General features: G+C 46.3%; 18 protein-coding genes. 6 read left to right on the top strand and 12 right to left on the bottom strand.

All coding sequences use genetic code 11. The features are described from left to right. Nucleotides 1-153 precede the first annotated feature (153 nt). Entirely contained in the window at nt 154-888 is a 735-nt protein-coding gene (locus SHAL_RS20145; protein ID WP_223296301.1) for a fumarate reductase cytochrome b subunit, read from the bottom strand. Nucleotides 889-1,223: 335 nt separating this feature from the next. Here SHAL_RS20145 and prmA point away from each other — a divergent pair, with 335 nt between their 5' ends. The 4 genes from prmA (at nt 1,224) to SHAL_RS20165 (ending at nt 5,478) form a co-directional block, all read left to right on the top strand. Continuing rightward, complete coding sequence (gene prmA, locus SHAL_RS20150; protein ID WP_012278957.1) at nt 1,224-2,105, top strand: 50S ribosomal protein L11 methyltransferase; 882 nt, start codon at nt 1,224-1,226, stop codon at nt 2,103-2,105. Between the two features lie 151 nt (nt 2,106-2,256). After that, nucleotides 2,257-3,225: a tRNA dihydrouridine synthase DusB gene (gene dusB / locus SHAL_RS20155; protein WP_012278958.1), complete on the top strand. Its 969-nt coding sequence runs from the start codon at nt 2,257-2,259 to the stop codon at nt 3,223-3,225. Between the two features lie 17 nt (nt 3,226-3,242). Beyond that, a complete protein-coding gene (gene fis / locus SHAL_RS20160; RefSeq protein WP_012278959.1) occupies nt 3,243-3,548 on the top strand; it encodes a DNA-binding transcriptional regulator Fis in 306 nt (101 codons plus the stop codon). 397 nt (nt 3,549-3,945) lie between these two features. Next, entirely contained in the window at nt 3,946-5,478 is a 1,533-nt protein-coding gene (locus tag SHAL_RS20165) for a leucyl aminopeptidase (protein WP_012278960.1), read from the top strand. Nucleotides 5,479-5,618: 140 nt separating this feature from the next. Here the strand turns inward: SHAL_RS20165 and SHAL_RS20170 are convergent, their stop codons facing one another. The 4 genes from SHAL_RS20170 to SHAL_RS20185 all read right to left on the bottom strand — a co-directional run bounded on the left by SHAL_RS20170 (nt 5,619) and on the right by SHAL_RS20185 (nt 11,823). After that, nucleotides 5,619-8,786 (bottom strand): efflux RND transporter permease subunit, encoded by a 3,168-nt coding sequence (locus tag SHAL_RS20170; protein WP_012278961.1) that lies wholly within the window; start codon nt 8,784-8,786, stop codon nt 5,619-5,621. 11 nt (nt 8,787-8,797) lie between these two features. Further along, a complete protein-coding gene (locus tag SHAL_RS20175) occupies nt 8,798-9,952 on the bottom strand; it encodes an efflux RND transporter periplasmic adaptor subunit (RefSeq protein WP_012278962.1) in 1,155 nt (384 codons plus the stop codon). Further along, complete coding sequence (locus tag SHAL_RS20180; RefSeq protein ID WP_012278963.1) at nt 9,949-11,289, bottom strand: TolC family protein; 1,341 nt, start codon at nt 11,287-11,289, stop codon at nt 9,949-9,951. The genes SHAL_RS20175 and SHAL_RS20180 overlap by 4 nt, the downstream gene beginning before the upstream one ends. Nucleotides 11,290-11,412: 123 nt before the next feature. Next, nucleotides 11,413-11,823, bottom strand: a complete 411-nt coding sequence (locus SHAL_RS20185) for a hypothetical protein (RefSeq protein ID WP_012278964.1) — start codon at nt 11,821-11,823, stop codon at nt 11,413-11,415. Nucleotides 11,824-12,168: 345 nt separating this feature from the next. On the opposite strand from SHAL_RS20185, the gene ric reads away from it, so the two are divergent. Further along, complete coding sequence (ric, locus tag SHAL_RS20190; protein WP_012278965.1) at nt 12,169-12,891, top strand: iron-sulfur cluster repair di-iron protein; 723 nt, start codon at nt 12,169-12,171, stop codon at nt 12,889-12,891. A gap of 93 nt (nt 12,892-12,984) precedes the next feature. Here the strand turns inward: ric and SHAL_RS20195 are convergent, their stop codons facing one another. The 6 genes from SHAL_RS20195 to SHAL_RS23350 form a co-directional block, all read right to left on the bottom strand. Next, nucleotides 12,985-13,701, bottom strand: coding sequence for an HAD-IA family hydrolase (locus tag SHAL_RS20195; RefSeq protein ID WP_012278966.1), 717 nt, complete (start codon nt 13,699-13,701; stop codon nt 12,985-12,987). Continuing rightward, nucleotides 13,701-14,612 carry a tyrosine recombinase XerC gene (gene xerC, locus SHAL_RS20200; protein ID WP_012278967.1) on the bottom strand — a complete coding sequence of 304 codons (912 nt, stop codon included), beginning with the start codon at nt 14,610-14,612 and terminating at the stop codon, nt 13,701-13,703. Before xerC ends, SHAL_RS20195 begins: the two co-directional genes overlap by 1 nt. Nucleotides 14,613-14,624: 12 nt before the next feature. After that, complete coding sequence (locus SHAL_RS20205; protein ID WP_012278968.1) at nt 14,625-15,257, bottom strand: DUF484 family protein; 633 nt, start codon at nt 15,255-15,257, stop codon at nt 14,625-14,627. Next, nucleotides 15,254-16,081, bottom strand: a complete 828-nt coding sequence (gene dapF / locus SHAL_RS20210) for a diaminopimelate epimerase (protein WP_041416143.1) — start codon at nt 16,079-16,081, stop codon at nt 15,254-15,256. The genes SHAL_RS20205 and dapF overlap by 4 nt, the downstream gene beginning before the upstream one ends. Nucleotides 16,082-16,150: 69 nt before the next feature. Further along, a complete protein-coding gene (lysA, locus tag SHAL_RS20215) occupies nt 16,151-17,395 on the bottom strand; it encodes a diaminopimelate decarboxylase (protein WP_012278970.1) in 1,245 nt (414 codons plus the stop codon). Between the two features lie 5 nt (nt 17,396-17,400). Further along, nucleotides 17,401-17,577, bottom strand: a complete 177-nt coding sequence (locus SHAL_RS23350; protein ID WP_012278971.1) for a hypothetical protein — start codon at nt 17,575-17,577, stop codon at nt 17,401-17,403. A gap of 411 nt (nt 17,578-17,988) precedes the next feature. Here SHAL_RS23350 and cyaY point away from each other — a divergent pair, with 411 nt between their 5' ends. After that, the gene (cyaY, locus tag SHAL_RS20220) at nt 17,989-18,318 is read left to right on the top strand and encodes an iron donor protein CyaY (protein WP_012278972.1); all 330 of its coding nucleotides are present in this window, start codon (nt 17,989-17,991) and stop codon (nt 18,316-18,318) included. A gap of 81 nt (nt 18,319-18,399) precedes the next feature. On the opposite strand, the gene SHAL_RS20225 is transcribed toward cyaY, so the two are convergent. Then, entirely contained in the window at nt 18,400-20,823 is a 2,424-nt protein-coding gene (locus SHAL_RS20225) for a class I adenylate cyclase (RefSeq protein WP_012278973.1), read from the bottom strand. Between the last annotated feature and the right edge of the window lie 34 nt (nt 20,824-20,857).

Consider the following 20,857-nt stretch of genomic DNA (forward strand, 5'->3'; position numbering starts at 1 on the left):
CCCATCCTTGATAAATACCCAGCCCGTTAACCATTTGGTTACAATGTCGCGCAATAATAGGTATTTAACCGTGAGATAGATCAACAAAAATTCGATTAGGTAAGTGAAGATTAATCAACGAATTCAGTTTGCTCCCCCACTAATAGGCAGCGCTTAACTTGGTCGATAAGCCTCTACAGGGAGAGTGAGCTCACTACCGATCAAAATGTAAGAACCCAGGCTAAGCAAACCGATAACAATAAGATAAATGATCAGCACCTTAGCCAATTTACGCAGACCTGTGCGCTTATGGGTGAAGCCCCACTTAACCGCAGCGCGGTAAAGACCAATCATGGCGTGAATAACTACAGCGGGTAGCAATAGTACGTATAACAACCAAGCATTTTGATGATAAACACGCTCAGCCGATAGATTTGGACCAATTTCAGGGTTGGCGATCATGGTAAAAAGGTGAACAGGCACTAAAAAGAACAGTACAAAACCGGTCGATAATTGCCAAAACCAAGCATGACTATCTTTGTGATTAATCACTGTCATATGACGTCTTAACGCACGCCATTGGCCAAGCTGAGCGGGAAAACGACGTAAAGCAACGGCAGCATGCAGCATCACTACGGCTAACATAAACACCGAGAAGACTTTAGTCACAATCGGAAAACCGTGACCTGTTGGGCTAAACATACCACCTTCTAAAAATTGCACGACCGTATAAAAAGCATCTTTTCCGAGTAGGATACTCGATTCGAAGTGCAGGTGAGCCAGTAGGAAGCAGCCCATCATCACTCCTGTAATGCTTTGTATTTTATCTGCTTTTGCCGATGCAGGATGTCCGGTACCGCTTACGTAGGATGCTAACATTATTCTTGTCTTGTTTGTCTTATGCCTAATAGTGGGATTTACACTCTAACAAGATCTATGTCAGCAAAATGATACAGGGATTTCTTTCGTGATCAGTGTCACTACATTTAGACTCACTATTAGACGTAGATCACAAACAGCCACCACCAAAAAGAACACTGGTAATACCATTTACCCAATAAATTTCAGTATCTTGCAAAAACAATTCAAACAAAACAATCGCAAACACGAAATACTCTATCGAATATAAAAGCGACAGCAAATGCCATAGTTATACATTAATTCGATGATTTAACATCTAACATTCACACTCAAACCTGCCATGGTTTACAATAGGCGCATATATCTAGTTAACGAGAATATTCATGCCTTGGATCCAACTTAGAATTGACACTGACGGCCCACATGCCGACGCGATTAGCGATCAACTGATGGAAGAAGGTTCACTCTCTATTACCTTCGAAGATGGTAAAGACAGCCCGATTTATGAACCGACTCTGGGCGAGACCCCACTGTGGAATCACACGGTTATCATCGCGTTGTTTGAAGCCAACTTTGATTTATCCCCTGTGGTTGAGCGTTTAAAGCAACTTCCTTGCCTAGGCGAAAACTTCAGTTATAAGATTGAACAAGTCGAAGATAAAGATTGGGAACGTGAATGGATGGATAACTTCCATCCGATTAAGTTTGGTGATCGCCTTTGGATCTGCCCAAGCTGGCGTGAAATCCCCGATCCAACCGCTGTTAACGTTATCTTAGATCCGGGCCTGGCCTTTGGTACGGGTACCCATCCAACCACAGCACTGTGCCTAGAATGGTTAGACGGCCTAGATTACAGCAATAAAGATGTGATCGATTTCGGCTGTGGTTCAGGCATTTTAGCCGTAGCAGCACTAAAACTTGGCGCAGAACGCGTAACCGGTATCGATATCGACTATCAAGCCATCGAAGCCTCAAAAGCAAATGCTGAGCGTAATGGCGTGCAAGATAAGCTTGAGCTGTACTTACCTGAAGATCAACCAGCAGATCTACTTGCCGATATCCTAGTGGCAAACATTCTTGCAGGCCCACTTCGCGAGCTTGCACCATTAATTGCTGAAAAAGTTAAACCTGGTGGACTATTGGCACTTTCAGGCCTACTGCAAGAACAAGCTGAAGAAGTTTCAGCCTTTTATAGCCAGTGGTTTGATATGGACGAGCCCGCTCACAAAGACGATTGGAGCCGCTTGACAGGTGTGCGTAAATAGCAGTAATGCGCGGCGCTTTCTGCGCCGCCACTGACTTCTCACTAAACAAAAGTCAAGCAAAAAAGTTGCCCTCAGGTCATTTATTGACCTTTTCACAGGCTTGAAAAAGGCGTACTATAGCGCCCCTTTGACGAGCAAGGTGTTTTGATAAATGCAGATTGGACCCTATCGCCTGAAAAATCAGTTGATCGTGGCCCCAATGGCAGGTGTCACAGACCAACCCTTTAGAAATCTCTGCTTACGTTATGGCGCAGCCTTAGCCGTGTCGGAGATGCTTTCATCGAATCCTGATGTTTGGGATACCGATAAAAGCCGCTTGCGTATGACACACGCAGGTGAAGACGGAATACGTTCGGTTCAGATTGCGGGTGCAGATCCAGAGTTAATGGCCAATGCCGCTGTTGTCAATGTACAGCAAGGGGCACAGATCATTGATATCAATATGGGCTGTCCAGCAAAGAAAGTGAATAAGAAGCTCGCAGGGTCGGCTTTATTGCAAGATCCAGCTCAGGTAGAAGCGATTCTACGTGCGGTGGTGGCAGCAGTTGATGTGCCTGTGACGCTAAAAATTCGAACGGGATGGGCTCCAGAGCACAGGAATGGTGTTCATATCGCCCAGATTGCAGAAGATTGCGGTATAGCCTCGTTAGCCGTTCACGGCAGAACAAGGCAGTGCATGTACAAAGGCGATGCCGAGTACGACACAATTAAAGCAATTAAAAAACAGATCTCGATACCCGTTGTCGCTAATGGAGACATTTTAACCCCAGAGAAAGCACGTTTTGTGCTGGATTATACTGGTGTGGATGCCCTGATGATTGGACGAGGAGCTCAAGGACGACCTTGGATATTTAGGGAAATCCAACATTACCTGGATACAGGTAATAAGCTAGCGCCCGTTGAGATGGATGAAAAGCGTCAAGTGATGCTTGAACACCTTAAACTGCTATACAACTTGTATGGCGATTATAAGGGCATCCGCTTCGCAAGAAAGCATGTTGGCTGGTACTTAGACCAAGAATCACAACGCGCTTTTCGAAGCGAGTTTAATCGACTCGAAACCGTTGAAGAACAATGTTCCATGGTGGAACGCTATTTTGATGAATTTGTTGCATATTAATAAAGAGCAGAATACGAATGTTTGATCAGACTACTCACACTGAAGTTCACCAACTTACTGTTGGCAAAATCGAAACCGCTAGTGGCGCAATTAAGCCACAATTATTACGTGATGCGGTAAAACGTGCTGTCACTAACTTCTTCGCTCAAATGGATGGGCAAGAAGCTGAAGAAGTATATGAAATGGTGTTAAGCGAAGTTGAAGCACCTCTGCTAGATATCATCATGCAACACACTCGTGGCAACCAGACTCGCGCTGCCAACATGCTAGGTATCAACCGTGGTACTCTGCGTAAGAAATTAAAGAAGTACGGCATGAACTAAGACTAACGTCTTAACATGTTGTATAAAAACGGGTTTTTTGGCGACAAAAAACCCGTTTTTGCTTATATGTACCCCCATATGTACCCGCGATCTCTCGCTTCCCCTACTCTTCTTATAACCAATCATTAATCAGCTTGCCTGTAAATATAATCGAAATAACTCTCAACACTTTACTCTCTTTCAGCTTCGGCTAATTTTCACCTTGTAGACTCGCAAATCTTGTGACAATTCATAACAAGTTTTAACTTAGTTGTTAATTCAAAAAGTGATAAATTGCACAGCCCTGCGCGAATAACGCAAAAAGTGCGACTAAAACAATAACGACAAATACAACAATAAAAACTGCGAATCGTTTGGCAAAACCTGATCGTAGAACTAAATCCCGATAGAGGACATTATGCTAACCAAGAAAACCCTGCTAAACACTGCATTAAGCTTAGGCTTACTTACCAGCTACTCAGCGCATGCTGAAACTTTTTCTTTTGTTGAAAAGCCAGCTAACAATATCGATACTTTAGTCGTCTTCCAAGCAGGCGGAGAAACCTCAAGCGCCCTTAGCAAACTAGATAAACAATCAAAGCAGCAAATTAGCAATGCATTAGCACTGCAAGAGTTCACTGGCGAAAAGAAACAAATCGTTGAGATCCTGATGCCCACAGGGATCGACACCAAACGATTAGTCATTGTTGGAGTCGGTGAGGCGTCTGAACTCACTGCAGGCGAAGTGAACAAGCTCGGGGCAAGTATCACTGCGCATTTAAATGGTAGCCCAGCAAACAATATTCAACTGCTGACATCAGGGATCACTGATGCCACCAGCAACGTTAGCTTTGCCGCGCAGCTGGCTCATGGCATCAACCTACGTGCCTACAAGTTTGATAAGTACCTATCACAGAAGAAACCAGCCGAGAAGAACTACACGATAACGGTTAGCAACTCAGAAGCGACCAATAAGCAGTACCAACAATTGGCAGCCATTGAACAAGGGGTATTCTTAGCGCGCGATCTCGTCTCTGAAACACCATCAGAGATGACACCTGTCGATTTTGCTAACGCCACCAAAGAGCTTAAGAAACTGGGTGTAAAAGTGACCGTGCTAGAGCCGAAGCAGATTGAAAAACTCGGTATGGGCGCGCTCCACGCTGTTGGCCGCGGCTCTATAGAGGGCGCACGCTTAGTGATTGCGCATTGGCAGGGTAATGATGACGCCCCTATCGCACTGGTTGGCAAAGGCGTTACCTTCGATTCTGGCGGCTATAACATCAAAGCCTCTGGCGACTCTATCTCACGCATGAAGTCCGATATGGCAGGCGCTGCTGCGGTACTTGGCGCAGTTAAAGCGATGGCACTACAAAAAGCCGATGTAAACCTAGTCGCAGTCATGCCAATGGCCGCCAACATGGTATCAGAAACTGCGCTGGCACCTGGCGATGTACTGATGACAGCTGAAGGATTAAGCGTTGAGGTGCTCAATACCGACGCTGAAGGCCGATTAATCCTAGCGGATGCCATGTGGTATGCCAGAGAGTTTTATCAGCCACAGGTGATGGTCGATGTCGCCACACTGACGGGTTCAAAGGTGCGCGCCGTAGGTAATCGCTATACGGCAGTATTTAGTGACGACGATACTTTAGTCGATGAACTGACCTTTTCTGGTCAAGCCGTCGATGAGAAGCTGTGGCGCTTACCGCTAGCCTATGAAGATCTACTCAAAAGCCCCATAGCCGACCTTAAAAATGCGGGTTACGGTGGACCAGGTGCCAGCACCGCGGCAGTATTCTTAAAGCAATTTAGTGGCGATACTAAATGGGCACACCTCGATATTGCTGGTAGCGCACTCACTTCCAAAGATGTTGGTATAACACCAATAGGTGGCACTGGCCACGGCGTCCGCCTGTTGAGTCACTGGATCATGACTCAAAGCCAGTAACTCCGCTTCAATTACATATAAAGCTTCTTATCAAACTTCTATTAAGAACTTCTTATAAAAAAGAACGTTAACAAAAAGCCCTGCAATGCAGGGCTTTTTCTATAAAACAATAAAGCTCAACTGATTAAACCGGGTTTTGCTCAACCCTCAACTTTTAATGTATTAGTTGCATTCGCTTGCTTATTCTCACGACGCTTATTCTCACTACGTTGGTGCGCCATGCGATAAAGGATCGGTAGCACAAATAGCGTCAGTAGTGTGGACGAAATAATGCCGCCAATCACCACGGTAGCGATGGGTCGCTGTACCTCTGCACCAGTGCCAATATTAAGCGCCATCGGCACAAAGCCAAGGCCTGCCACTAATGCCGTCATCAGTACTGGGCGCAGTCTAATTAGCGCGCCATCAATAATGGCTGACATTAACTCGCCTTTCTCTTGATAGAGCTGACGAATAAAGCTCAGCAACACTAAACCGTTCAACACCGCCACGCCAGAGAGTGCAATAAAGCCCACACCCGCAGAGATAGATAACGGCATATCTCTAAGCCAAAGAGAGATCACTCCACCCGTTAATGCCAGCGGAATACCAGTAAAGATAATTAGCGCATCTTTTACCGAGCTAAAGGCCATGACGAGCAAGCCTAAAATCAATGCAAGGGTTAGCGGAACCACGATTGATAGACGTTGACTAGCCGACTCAAGTTGCTCAAAAGTACCACCATATTCCAACCAGTAACCAGCAGGGATATCGACCTGCTGGTTGATCCTCAGCTTAGCCTCACTGACGAACGAGCCTAAGTCACGGCCACGTACGTTTGCAGTCACCACAATACGGCGCTTACCGTTTTCTCGGCTGATCTGATTCGGTGACGGTGCAATGTCTAGACTCGCGACCTCAGACAAAGGCACATACTCACCAGAGGGCAACACAATGGGCAGTTCTTGCAAGTGCTCAACATCTTTACGGATGGTTTCAGGTAAACGGATCACCATCTTAAAGCGGCGGTCACCTTCAAAAATCAATCCAGCCTCTTCGCCGCCAATCGCGGTAGCCACAAAGTCTTGTAGCTCGTTAACGGTTAAACCATAACGTGCTAACGCCATACGATCTGGCTGAATTGATAACATAGGCAAGCCTGTCACCTGCTCAACTTGTAGATCCGCGACGCCATCGATTTGCTCTAACACTTCGTGAATAGCATTAGCCGAGGTTAATAACTGCTGCAAGTCATCACCAACAACCTTAATCCCCAGATCGGCACGCACACCCGATATAAGCTCATTAAAACGCATCTCAATCGGTTGAGTGAGCTCAAAGTTATTACCCGGCTGACCTGAAACCGCAGTAACAATATCGGCCGCTAACGCATCGTGGCTCATCTTAGGGTTGGGCCACTCACTGCGCGGCTTAAGCATAATAAAGGTATCGGCAATATTTGGCGGCATAGGATCGTTCGCCACCTCAGGGGTGCCAATCTTAGAGAATACGTTCAGCACTTGTGGGAAGTGTTTAATGCGCTCTTCTAACAAGACCTGCATATCAACTGACTGCTCTAAACCTGTCCCCGGAATTCGGATAGCTTGCAGCAAGATATCTTCTTCATTGAGCTGTGGAATAAACTCTGAGCCCAGCGTCGTTGCCAGCCAAATAGAAAACGCCACCAAGGCAACGGCAGCGCTTAGCACTAGCCAACGCAGTTTCATTGCAGCGATTAATAGCGGCTTATACAGTGACTTAGTCGCTGTAATAACACGGCTCTCTTTGTCGCTGATTTTGCCTGTCATAAACAACGCAACCGCAGCAGGAACCAATGTTAACGACAACACCAAAGCAGCTAGCAGTGCCATCACAACAGTGGCTGCCATTGGGTGGAACATCTTGCCTTCCACGCCTGTGAGGCTAAACAGCGGGATATACACCACGGTGATGATCAGCACGCCAAATAAGCTGGGGCGGATCACCTCGTTAGTGGCTTCAAATACCAGTTGCAGACGCTGCTTACGCCCGAGCACATGACCGCCATTTTGCACTTGTGCCTGACCTAACCTGCGAATGGCGTTTTCGACAATAATCACCGCACCGTCGACGATCAGACCAAAATCTAATGCGCCAAGGCTCATCAAGTTAGCCGAAACGCCCGCTTGCACCATGCCTGTCATTGTTGCCAACATCGCCAGCGGAATAACCGCGGCGGTGATCAGCGCCGCTCTAGCATTACCCAGCAAAATAAACAGCACCACAATCACCAGTAGCGCGCCTTCCACGAGGTTTTTCTGCACCGTGTATACGGCTTTATCGACCAAGGTGGTTCTGTCGTACACGGCTTCCACTTTAATGCCATCGGGCAAAGAGGCCTTAACATCTTCAAGCTTGGCTGCAACCGCTAACGACACCTGACGTGAGTTTTCACCTACTAGCATCATGGCACTACCGAGTACCGTTTCTTTGCCATCACGAGTCGCTGCGCCCGTTCTTAACGCCTTACCTATGCCAACCTCGGCAATATCGGTAATAAAAATAGGCGCATTGTCGATATGCTTAACCACCACCTGCTCAATGTCGCTCATGGTCTTTAACTGCGCGGCTGAACGCACCGTCAGTTGCTGTCCCTCTCGCTCGATGTAACCGGCACCACGATTGCTGTTGCTGTTTAGCAGTGCAACTTTGATATCGGCAAAGGAGACACCATAGGCCAACATCTGTTCAGGCAATGGGGTTATGTGATACTCCTTATCATAACCGCCTATGGTATTGATTTCAGTTACACCCGGTACCTGAGCTAACTGAGGCTTAATAATCCAATCTTGGATCTCTCTCAGTGCGGTGGCATCAAACTCACGCCCATCTGCTTGTTTCGCATCTGGTAGCGCTTCGATGGTGTACATGAAGATCTCACCAAGTCCCGTTGATATAGGCCCCATTTCGGGCTCAATCTCAGCGGGTAACTTGCCTTTAATACCGTTTAAGCGCTCGCTAATAAGGTTACGCGCAAAGTAAAGGTCGGTACCTTCATCAAACACGACCGTCACTTGCGATAATCCATAACGCGACAATGAGCGCGTATAGGAGAGCTGCGGGATCCCCATCAGTGCATTTTCAATCGGGTAGGTAATTCTTTGCTCGGTTTCCTGCGGCGAATACCCCTCGGCGCGCGTGCTAATTTGCACCTGCACATTGGTAATATCAGGTACGGCATCAATGGGTAACTTTTGATAACTCCATAGCCCGACTGCCACTAGCAGCATGGCTAAGAACATCATCATCCAGCGTCTATTTATCGCGAGACGCAAAACTGATTCAATCATCTGTGTCTCCTTTAGTGGACGTGCGCGGCGCTTGATTTCTCAAGATCGGCTTTCAGTAGAAAACTATTATTCACCGCGTATTCTTCACCCGCTTCTAGACCCGACAGCACTTCACTCATTTGGCTATCGCTTCGACCTAACTTTACGGCGCGCTTTTCAAAGCCTTCACCATTACGAATAAATACCACTTGTTGACCTTCAGATACCTGCAGAGCTCGGTTATCAATCACTAGCGCTACCGCTTGTGTACTCAGTGTCACCTTGCCTGAAAGCAATGACCCAACCGCCCATTGACCCTCTTTATTGTCCAGTGGCGCACGCGCTAACTTATAAACTTCGCCGTTTGGCGCGTTGAGAAGGCGCTGAATTGTTGATGCTGTTTGCAGCTGCTCAGAACCTATAGTTAATGGCTGCCCCACGGCAACGCTACTCAGTTGACCGGGGAAGATCTGATACTGCGCCCACAGCAGGCTGTCATCGATGATGCTAAGCAGCACATTATCGCTGGCTAGCTGGCCAACATTGGCGCTGCGACTCACCACCACACCCGAGATAGGTGCTTTAATTGAGTAACGCTTTAAACTGGAGTTTGATTCCACTTCAGCAACAACTTGTCCAGCTTCAACGCGATCGCCAACATTAAACTTTACCGCGGTGATCAGGCCTGCAAAGCGCGCCCGAATCTCACTGCTTGCAGTCTCTGGAACTATTGCGCGGCCATAAACGGTTAGTGTTAGCTCAATATCGCCAGCTTGAACCTGCCCCGTCACTATGCCTGACGCCACTATTTGCTCGGCGCTAATGTGAACCTGGCCCTCTTCATGTTCGTCATGACCATGCTCATCACCGTGTTCATCTTCATGACCGTCGTCATGAGAATCGTTATGACCATCTTCATGGCCGCCATTATGAGAATCATCATGACCGTGTTCATCTTCGTGCTCATCCTTACGAGCCGCATCCAAGTGCTTATCTGAATGTGCAGCTTGCTCAACTTGATGCGCATCTTCGTGACTGTGCTTAGGCTCATGGCTGTGTTCAGTCTCATGGCTATTTACCAGCTCATGGCTGTGCTCTGGTGAGGCGTTAACAGCGCTGCTAAATATCAATGCTGCAGCAACAGCAATATGAACCAGAGAAAGTTTGTTTAATACGTTAGTGTTCATTTTGGCTGTCCTTGAAAATCATTAAAGAAGGAGTGTTGAGAAGCAGGCAAAGGTTCAGCAATCAGTTGCTCGATATCGACGCCATAACGCAGCGCAGAGGCCGCCGCATCAATTAACGCTCGGCGTGCAAAAAGCAGCTCTTCTCTAGCGGTTAAATAATCGAGGTAACTGTATAACCCTTGCTCATAAGCGATTTTGGTATCTTCTAGGGCTAAGGTTAAGGTAGGAATCACACTGGCTTGTAAACGATTTACGGTCACAATGGCTTGTTTACGACTGGTATACGCACGGTATAACTGACCGTAAAGCTCTAGTAGCGCAACCTCTCTGTTGGCTAGCACTTCTTGTTTAGCCGCTTGAGCTGACATAACAGCACCGGTATTACGTTCACCGTTAAACAGCGGCACATTAAAACCTGCTGTCAGTGCCATATCATTGGTTTGCTGTAACTGCTTTACCCCTACAGACCATTTGATATCGGTAGTCGATTGGGTTTTAGCAAAGCGCAGCTCAGCTTCTTTCAGTTGTGCTTGGGTTAAGTAAGCCGCGATGGCAGGACTGTATTTCACCTTTTCAAATAGTGGTGCCAATGCCACATCGTCAGAAAACGCAAATAGACTGCCAGCAAGCGTGTCAAAGCTCACCTGTGACTCGCCCCACATCATGCTGAGCGCAAGCTTGGCATAATCGAGCTGGTGCAGCTGAGTTTCTGCTACCAATCTAGCGCTAAACACCGCAGCGCGGGCGCGCTTAACTTCGGCATCGGGCGTGACTCCAGCCTTGGCTCGCTCACTCACCACCTCAAGCGTTTGCTCCGCAAGTTTTAAAGAGTCTGATGCAAGCTGCAACTGTGATTGCGCAGCCAATACATCGATATAACGTCGAGTGGCTTCGGCAAGTAGATTAAGGGCGGCAATTTTGTGCTCAGCTTCAAGGTAGGCACGCTGCTCACTCACCACACCTGAGCGAGCGTCGAGCTTATCTCCCATTTCAATTACTGACGACAGTGAGATACTGAACTCCGCACTATCAATCCCTTGGTACTCACCTGAGCCTGCGACGTTATCGAGATCAAAACCGAGATCATAACCTGGGGTCAGAGCTTGAGTATGCGCCGCACCGTCCAGTGCCTGCCGTCTAAATTCAAAGACCTTAAGAGCAGGATGCTGTTGCTGTACCCGCTGGATAACCGTGGTCAAAGAAAGAGTATTATTTTGTGTTGCAGCCTCGGCAACAAACGAACCTGCCAATAGCAGAGCGACGATAACGAACGTGCTATAAAGCCCTCGCCATAGGCAAGCAATGCCTATTCTGGCGACATAAGTATTGTAAAACATCTGAGTGTAAGCCTCGATTTAATACAAAAATACAAGACCTGATAAAAGTTATAGTTTTAAATAAACTCAACAGATCTTAAGCAAGCTCTGACAGCAGAACTCGCTAATAAAATAAACTTTTGATTAAACGATTAAGGCTTTAGGGGGGCGCAGAAAAGCGTAATAAGGCGCTTCTACAGAGGTAGAGTTAAAGGTAAAGACGAAAGAGTCTGGAGCGACTGTCGAGGTTTGCATTACCGTCACAGGATGCATTAGTGTCAGGCAGCATGAACAGCAATTATTGCTGCATTCAGTGCAGTCATCTTCCACATGATTTGCCGTGGCAGGCTCATCACATTGTGATACACCATTAGGCAACTCAACTTCATGTTCAACAAAATAGCTTAACTCGCTGCCACAGTCGTCATGAGCCAGTGAACAATCGTCAGCCATAGCAACCATTGATTGCATCGTTAAAATCACGATCAACAAAACCCGCCCCAACGTCGCTGGAGAGGTGGTGAATGCGCGAATAAAACGACCTAGGCTAAACATTATGCCTTCGTACTACCTTTGACTCTGTTAATGGTCATACCTGACTTTGTTGAACTCAAAATAACTCTTTTATGTTCGCTAGTCTAAATTAATCAAAATGAAAACACTATGTGTTTACCTAACTTAGCAAGTGCTCTGTAGGAAAAAGTTTCAGAAACCACGACGAGCCCACACCAATTGCTGCTGGCTTTAGCCACCAAGCTTCTACCTAGCTAGGGTTAGTTTAAGACAGAAAACGTGTTTACTTGAGCATTTTACTCAGGTAATCATTGTGCCAAACGAAACATACCTATAAGATGCATTTAAAATATTTATTTAAAGTAATATCGTATTTGGAGCCCAGCCATGCATCAATCAAAAGCCCCTCACTCGAAAGAAAGTCTACTTGCCTCTCGCGTTGGCGAATTAGTCGCTAACGATTTTCGCACTGCGCACCTGTTCAGTCAGTTCGGAATTGATTTTTGCTGTGGGGGTGGCATTTCATTAGAGCGCGCGATAAAACGCTTCGATGCCGATGAAGCTAATGTCATCGACGCACTACTCGCGCTTGATACTCAAGGCACTAAAGAGCAAGGTTTAGATCAACTGCCTTTACCCGACTTACTTAACTATATCGAAGCGACTCATCACACCTTTGTGAGAGAGAAAGCCCCGTTACTAGTGGAGTACAGCCAGAAAATGGTCCGTGCCCACGGTGAGAATCATGCAGAGATAAAACCATTAGCAGGCTGGATCCACGCACTAGTCGAAGACTTAATGCCGCACCTGATGAAAGAGGAGCGAATATTGTTCCCGGCGATTCTAGGCCTGCACAACCAAGTTGAAATGCAAAACTGCTTTGGCCATATCGGCAACCCTATCAATGCCATGCAATATGAGCATGACGATGCATTGCAGATCTTCGAGAAAATAAGTGAGCTCACGAACGGCTTTGTGCCACCCGCCCATGCCTGCACCACATGGCGCGTTTGCTACGCCAGTTTGGCTGAGTTTGAAGCGGATCTAAAACAGCATATTTATATCGAGAACAATATCTTGTTCCCCAAAGCGCTAGCACTAACCGCTTAAAGCCTGCTTTTAAACAAGAGCTTTAAAGCTAGGCTTTAAAAAGTACAAAGGCTCACGATTGTGAGCTTTTTTATTAAATGGCGCTTTCATAAGCTAGAGAAGCTGCCTCAGCTGCTGCACAGACGATATCTCAATATGAGGTAATAGCCCGTTGGCGCTCGACTTCTCAGTTCCCCCAAAGCTCGGGTTAAGCCACACGGTCTGACAACCAGCCACCCTTGCACCATCGACATCGCTCGATGCGCTGTCACCAACATGAAGAATATTTGCCAAAGGTAGCCCCAGTTTTTCAGCGGCCAATACAAACATCTCTGGTGATGGCTTTTGCTTATAGCCGTGCCCGGGGTGCAGTACGAACTCGAATACCCCCTCTAAACCGATCCTTTGATGGTCGACATTACCATTGGTGATCCCAACTAAGCGATACTTCTGCTTAAGCTGAGCCAGCAGCTCAATAACCTCAGTCGATACTTTGAAGTGACTACGATGCTTCACGAAGTGATCAAGACCTGCCTGTGCGCCTGTTTGCGCGGTTTGAGCGTCATAACCCAATTGCAGTAGACCACGTTCTAACATTGCCAATCGCGCGGCGGTCGTATCATTACGCAGCTCAGGAGAGTCACTAAACAGAGCGAATTTAAGCCTGCGCCAATCGGCAAACTGCCACTTGGCAGACTTAGGATAGGCTTGATGTAAAAACTTCTGTAGCGCGGCTTCGGCGTTTCGAATGATTGGCCGATTATCATAGAGGGTATCATCTAAGTCGAAGCTAATGGCTTCAAAGGGCTGTGGGCGAATAAAGATCTTCATCAGCTGTTGCCTCTTTTTCTCGCTCTTGGATGTGCACCGTCGTATACCTTGGCAAGATGTTGAAAGTCTAGACTGGTATAAACTTGGGTAGTCGACAAGTTGGCGTGACCTAACAGCTCCTGCACCGCACGTAGATCGGCACTGGACTCGAGCATATGCGTCGCAAAAGAGTGGCGTAATTTATGCGGGTGCACCTTCATGCCTATGGCTTGCTCTTGTCCCCACTTGGCTAAACGCGCTTGAATACTTCTATGCGCCAAACGCTTACCCTTTGCTGTGACAAATAACGCATCGCCTTCACAGGCGATATCTCGCTTAATCTCTAGCCACTGGGTAATAGCGGCTAATGCCAACTTACCAATGGGCACGATCCGCTCTTTGCTGCCCTTACCCAGCACTTTAACTTGCGCCTCTGAAAACTGAATATCGGCAGCATTAAGCGCAGCGAGTTCTCCAAGACGCAGCCCCGAGGAGTAAAACAGCTCCATGATGGCTTTATCTCGAAAACTTAGTGGATCGTTAGCGTCGATATCAAGTAGATGTGATACAGAGTCGACATCCATATTCTTAGGCAAAGGCTTGCCCTGCTTGGGTGCGGTAAGGCTGATAGCCGGATTAATTTTTAACTGTTGCTCTCTAAGTAAAAACTCATAGAACTGCTTTAAAGAGGAGAGAGTTAATGACAAGGAGCGTGGGCTTAAGCCCTTGCGGTGCAATTTAGCTAAAATAGCCTGCAGGGAGTCATGTTGCTGTGACAACCATGACTCAGTCTCGCTAAATAGCTTTTCGACTCGCTTTAGCTCAAACAGGTAGTTACGCACCGTATAAGCTGAAACTTGACGCTCAGTGCGCAGGTAACGCTCAAAACTGCTCAACCAAACTGAATTATCCGATAACGCTTCGTCAGCCATAGAGCCTCGCTATTAGATTTTGGTCAGCTGGTGATCAAGTAACTGTTTAAGCTGTGATAGAAGAAGATGATCCATCTCTGGATGAAAGTGCATAGGATCTTGGCTGGCAATCGCAAAAATGACCTGACCGCATTCCTTAGACAATCGAGACAGTGCTACCGAGCCCACTTCGCCCCCAAATAGACGCTTCGACTCTTCATTAGTCAGACGGCCAAAATAGTAACCAGAGCTGAGTCGTTTACTCCAGATCTGTGATAGCTCACTATCGATGTCATGTACGGTGATCAGCCTTACATGACTGAACTGAAACTGCTCTTTTAGGCCATTAGACAAGACTTGGCGTAGTTCGCCCATATCTTCACATTTTAGTAGCTGCATAGATAATGCACTGTTAAACATGTAGATCTGCTCATTACGCGATGCCATCGCTAGCAACGCGGTGATCTCCTCTTCTAACTGAGCCACTCGTTGGCGTAACATCTCTTGTTTACGTTCAACTAATGACACCGCGCCGCGCTCCGCATGCGGAATACGCATGGCTAACAATAGCTCTGGGTAACGGCTAAAAAATTCTGGATTATCCAGCAAGTATTCGCGGATCAGAATTTCATCGAAGGGGGGAGTCTTGTTCGAGTTATCTATCATTGTGCGATCTGCCCATCGTAAACATGCTCGGCAGGCCCTGTCATCCACAAAGGCTTACCCTCGCCGTCCCAGTTAATCATTAAACTGCCACCGGGTAAGTCCACACACACATTTCGATCAAGTTTACCTTGCTGTATACCAACAACCACCGCCGCACAGGCGCCTGTACCACAAGCTAATGTTTCAGCTGCGCCGCGCTCATAAACTCTGAGTTTAATATGCCCTGAATTCACTACCTGCATAAAGCCAACATTCACACCTTTTGGAAAGCGTTCATGATTGGTCAGCTCGGCGCCAATAGTATCAACATCGGCTGCTGCCACGTCGTCAACCTCAATCACGCAATGAGGATTACCCATAGAAACTGCGCCACAAAGATAGGTGCCGCTCGATGCCAAAAGCAGGTAGGTTTTCTCAACTTTCTTAGCGGTAAAAGGGATTTTGCTCGGCTCGAGTACGGGTATGCCCATATTAACCGTGACTTTACCGTCACGCTCAAGACGCAAAGTGATTTTACCAGAAGAGGTGCTCACGCGAATTTTATGTTTATGGGTCAGACCTTTATTACGCACAAAGCGTGCAAAACAACGGGCACCGTTGCCACACTGTTCAACTTCGCTGCCGTCAGCATTAAAGATGCGATAATGAAAATCTAAATCGGGATCGTACGGAGGCTCTACCAGTAATAACTGATCGAAACCAACGCCAAAATTCCGATCGGCTAGGCGCTTAATTTGATCTGGAGAGAAAAACACATTCTGTGTCACTCCATCGACGACCATAAAATCATTGCCTAACCCATGCATCTTAGTGAATTGGATCAAGGTGGACATCCTTAAAAAGTATCTGTAGCGCATGCTTTGTTGGCATCCGCTACTTAGTATTATTCTAGTTTACGGCAGGATCTGCTCACCTTGCCATAATTGAGCTAATTTTTCTCGCTCTCGAATGACATAGGCTTTATCACCATCCACCATCAGCTCTGCTGCACGTGGACGAGAATTGTAATTAGATGACATAGTAAAGCCGTAGGCTCCCGATGAACGAATGGCAAGATAATCACCTGCGAGTATATTAAGCTCGCGATCTTTACCTAGGAAATCACCGGTTTCACACACGGGTCCAACAACGTCATAGGTTTGCATCTCGCCCGCACGCTCAATCACAGGAATAATCTTCTGCCAGGCGCTATAAAGCGATGGGCGGATCAAATCATTCATGGCACCATCGACCAAGGCAAAACGCTTATCGCTGTTTTCTTTAAGGTAAAGCACTTGGGTAACGAAAATGCCGGCGTTGGCAGCAATAGCGCGGCCAGGCTCAAATATTAATTTAAGATCTCGGCCATCTAATCGCTCAAGTAATGCCGCGGCATAGACGTCCGGCTGTGGCGGCACTTCTTCATCATAAGTCACACCGAGCCCACCGCCCACATCAAAATGCTTAATTTCGATGCCTTGTTCTGCTAAGCGATCGATTAGCGCGAGCATACGATCCATCGCATCTAAGAAGGGCTTAATTTCGGTAAGTTGAGAGCCGATATGGCAATCAACGCCCTTAACTTCAAGGCCTGGTAATTCATTGGCACGGGTAAAGATAGCCTCAGCCCCTTCCATCGCAATACCAAATTTATTCTCTTTTAGACCCGTTGAGATATAAGGGTGGGTGCCCGCATCGACATCGGGATTCACTCGTAGCGACACTGGGGCCACTTTTCCTAAGCGCAAAGCAACCAAGTTGAGCTGTTCAAGTTCGGCTGCAGACTCGACATTAAAACAATAAATACCAAGATTAAGCGCCATCTCCATCTCTTCGACCGTTTTACCCACGCCGGAGAAAACCACCTTAGCTGGGTCGCCGCCCGCCTCAATCACTCGAGACAGCTCGCCACCAGAGACAATATCAAAGCCACTACCTAAACGTGCCAATACGTTAAGTACCGCAATGTTTGAGTTTGCCTTTACCGCATAACAGATAAGGTGTGGATGATCGCTCACAGCATTATCAAAGGCGTGCCAATGGCGTTCTAAGGTTGCACGGGAATAGATATATAGCGGCGTTCCATGCTGCTTGGCGAGCTCGGCAACTTGACATTGCTCCGCATAAAGCTCATCTGCTTGATATAAAAAATGATCCAATGTCTTTAGTCCTTTTTACTTTGCTCGCTTTGCTCATGCTCTGCGTCAGGCACCGGCTTATCAGTTGCCTGCTGATTAACTTCTTGCGGAGGCGCTCTAAATAACGCGCTTTTTTGTCCACAGCCTAAAAGTACTAGGCTACCAAGCCCTACTAGCAAAAACAGTCTCATTTTTTTCAACATCAGGTGACCCTTGTAGCAATAACACTACGGCTTGCTATACGGCAAAAATTGTTAATCCTGATGTTTGCAGACAGCCCGCTATGCGTCAACCCTATAACGCATTTATATCAGGCCTTTCTTGCATAATTCCCTCGCACAGTTAGCCATATATTGACTAGGCTAATTAGCAAAAATCACAACTTGGTCACAGAAAGCGCTTCCAATATAAAATAATTCAACTTATCCCAAACCACTAGCTTCTAATCTTAATCGTCATAAAGACAACTAATGCGTTGAAAAACAAACTATTAACTACAAGTAGAATCCACTAGGATTATTTAGACATTGATTAACCACAAAATTAATGTGATTGGTAATCAGGCTATCGATTGCTAATATGATGGCACTAACTAAATCTGAGGAATAATTAGCATGGCTATAACAGATTTCGAATTTCATCAGTTGGTTGATGAAATATTTCAAACAATTGATAACGCGATAGAAGTACTGATTGATGAGCAAGATGCGGATGTAGATGTCGATGGCTCAGGTAATGTGCTGCAATTAGAGTTTAATGGCACATCTAAGATTGTTATCAACAAACAAGAACCGCTGCATGAGATTTGGTTAGCAACGCAGTTTGGCGGTTACCATTTCGCTTATGTTGACGGAAAGTGGATGGATGAGCGCAATGGCAATGAATTTTTGCCTTTCGTGGTTGAGTCTATCTTCAAGCAAAGTGGTTTAAAACTGGATATCTAGTTTTGTTCTATATAATAAAAGAATGAGAAGCCCTGCTTCTCATTCTTTTATTTTCAACCGCATCAGCTTCAGGTTCCACCATTAAAAGTCGACTTCTGAAGACTCCTGCGTCACCCCAAAAGGCAGCGCAACCAGCTCGCCTTTGACTCGATCTAATTTAAAAAACTGTGGCAGATTGAAATTATCTCTTTCAAGTTGAGGGTCTTCAAATGTGTGATAATGGCTTAACTTGTTCACTAACGCATCCACGTCGGTTCCCTCTTGCACATAGTGGTTTAGCTCATTCTTCTCATCTAAAATAAACACGTCTAACCCCTCTTCCCTCTGACGCAAGAAATACTGAATCGCGCCTTTAGCGGCATAGTCTTGGATCACTGCTGGCACTTTAGCAAATGGTTCATCGCCTAAGGTTGGTCTGGGAAGCTCAAGTAATTTGCGCTGAGACAACTGTTGATAGAAAGATTTAGCATCACTTAAATTCTCGTAATGCATGCCACGATTATTAAAAAACAAACCATAGCGCAGCCGACCTACCTGCAAGGCATAACCTAACGTTGTTGAACTTTGTGCCTGACGACTAAGCCGTACCGCTCTGTAAAGCAGGTTCTGCACTGTACGTTCAGTTTGCGATCGTAACTTGCTTGAACAACTAATCACCTCAACCGAGACGGTAGCGCTGGCTCGTTTCATACCAGGCGTTACAAACGATAGGGCATCCAAGATACTTTTCTCGCCCTCAAAATGATGACAATGCCACTCTCCCCAGCTGTTAAGACTAATCACATCAATCGAGTCCACCATATTCAAATGACGTCGACCAATCGAGAACACATTGCTGTTCATATAGTCGACCATGATGTCTTGTCCTTGCCAACTCTCAGTAGGATCGCTATTGAAATTCAATAAAAATACTAGCTTGCTAAAATGCCAAGGCTGATAGAGTGCCATCTTAGATACTTTCGTCGATTGATGTACGATAAGCCCGTCGAGTCGATTGCCCGCATGAGTTAAGTAAGTCGATTTGCGCTTACTTTGTCTCACTTCATGCCAATGGGTTTTACTATCAGCAACACCATTCAAGCTGGCCCATACCAACAACTTAGCCTTACTTTTTGAATGGAACACCGCACTATATTCAAGGAAGTTTTTCGGGTTAGGTGAGCAACGATACAAATAATAAGACTTATCTTGTTCGCTATAAATGACAGATAAATGGGGCTCTAGAATCGAACGACTCCACAGCGGATTAAGGCGCATGATCTGGTGGGCATCTTCACTAAAATAAGTATGCAGCTTTCGGGTTAATAGACCTAACTCAGAGATCCGTAAGCTCTCACTTAATCTATGGGTTGAAGCAAACTGCAATAGGGTCCGATAACTGCCCAACATCAGTTCATTGAGCTGTTCGTTAAACCACTGCAACTGGCCACAGTGCCAATTTTCACAGTGATCTAGAGTTTTCAGTAAACTTTCTGACCAGTTCCAATCGGCAACTAATTTCTGCATCTTAAAGTATCGCCAATCGACCGCCTGATCATGCCGACTCAATTTGACGCCACACTTTAAGTAAAAACAACGGCGGGTGATCTCTAGACGCCGATTATCACCATGCTTCTTTAAATAGGACTCTATCGACTCATACAGCAGATAATAAGCATCATTAGCCGCTGAGAAATCCCCTTTTAATGTATGTTGCCAAATCCGCTCACTCACTAACTGAGTATTGGGGTAATCACTGGCATACGCTTCTAGTAGAAGCACTTTTAACAAGGCTTTATGAGGCTTCTCAACCCCCTTGTAGAGCTGCCAAAGCGAAGCGCCAAAATACTCACTAGCTGGCAAAGTATTAGCATCGCCTAAAGTGAGTAACTTTGGAGACTTTTTAGCATTCGGCCACCATGCTATAGGCCTACCCGCCAAACGAAATTGACTACGATAAAACTCCTCGAGCAGTAACCAATGCTGAGCACTACCACTGTGCTCATGCCCCATGCAGTTGTATAAATCAGCCTGTTCGCCCTGCTCTCTAATAAATTGCTCTGGGTGCACCAAGTAGAAGTTCACTTCCAAATCAAACTTTGCGAACCACTGGGTCAGTAATACAGCTTTGCTAGCGAGTAATTCACACTCATTCTTACTCAATAAATCACTATGTATTAACCATACATCGATGTCGCTCTGCGGATTTTGACCAAAGCTCGCAGTACTGCCCATGCTGTAAATCCCCTCAATTAAGGGGCGAGCTGCAGTTTTTGCATTCGATAGATCAATTTCGAGGGTTTCACAGGCTTCCGTGGTTTCTGCCAAAAACTGATAATCTACAATACCAGACGGCGTTAAAGGGCCGTTATAACCAGGCAGTTTAGGGGCGTGGTAATGCAAAAAAATAGGAATAAGCCGAAGTAAGTGCCGCTTGAGTGGCGACAGCAGCGCAATCGCTCTAGCGTACCTGATGACATCTAACCGTTGAGCTGCACGCTCGAATTTATCAAACTCGTCCTGCAAATCATTTGGCCCACTGAAAATAAATAACTATCCC

The sequence above is a fragment of the Shewanella halifaxensis HAW-EB4 genome, from assembly GCF_000019185.1.
Classification (GTDB): Bacteria; Pseudomonadota; Gammaproteobacteria; order Enterobacterales; family Shewanellaceae; genus Shewanella; species Shewanella halifaxensis.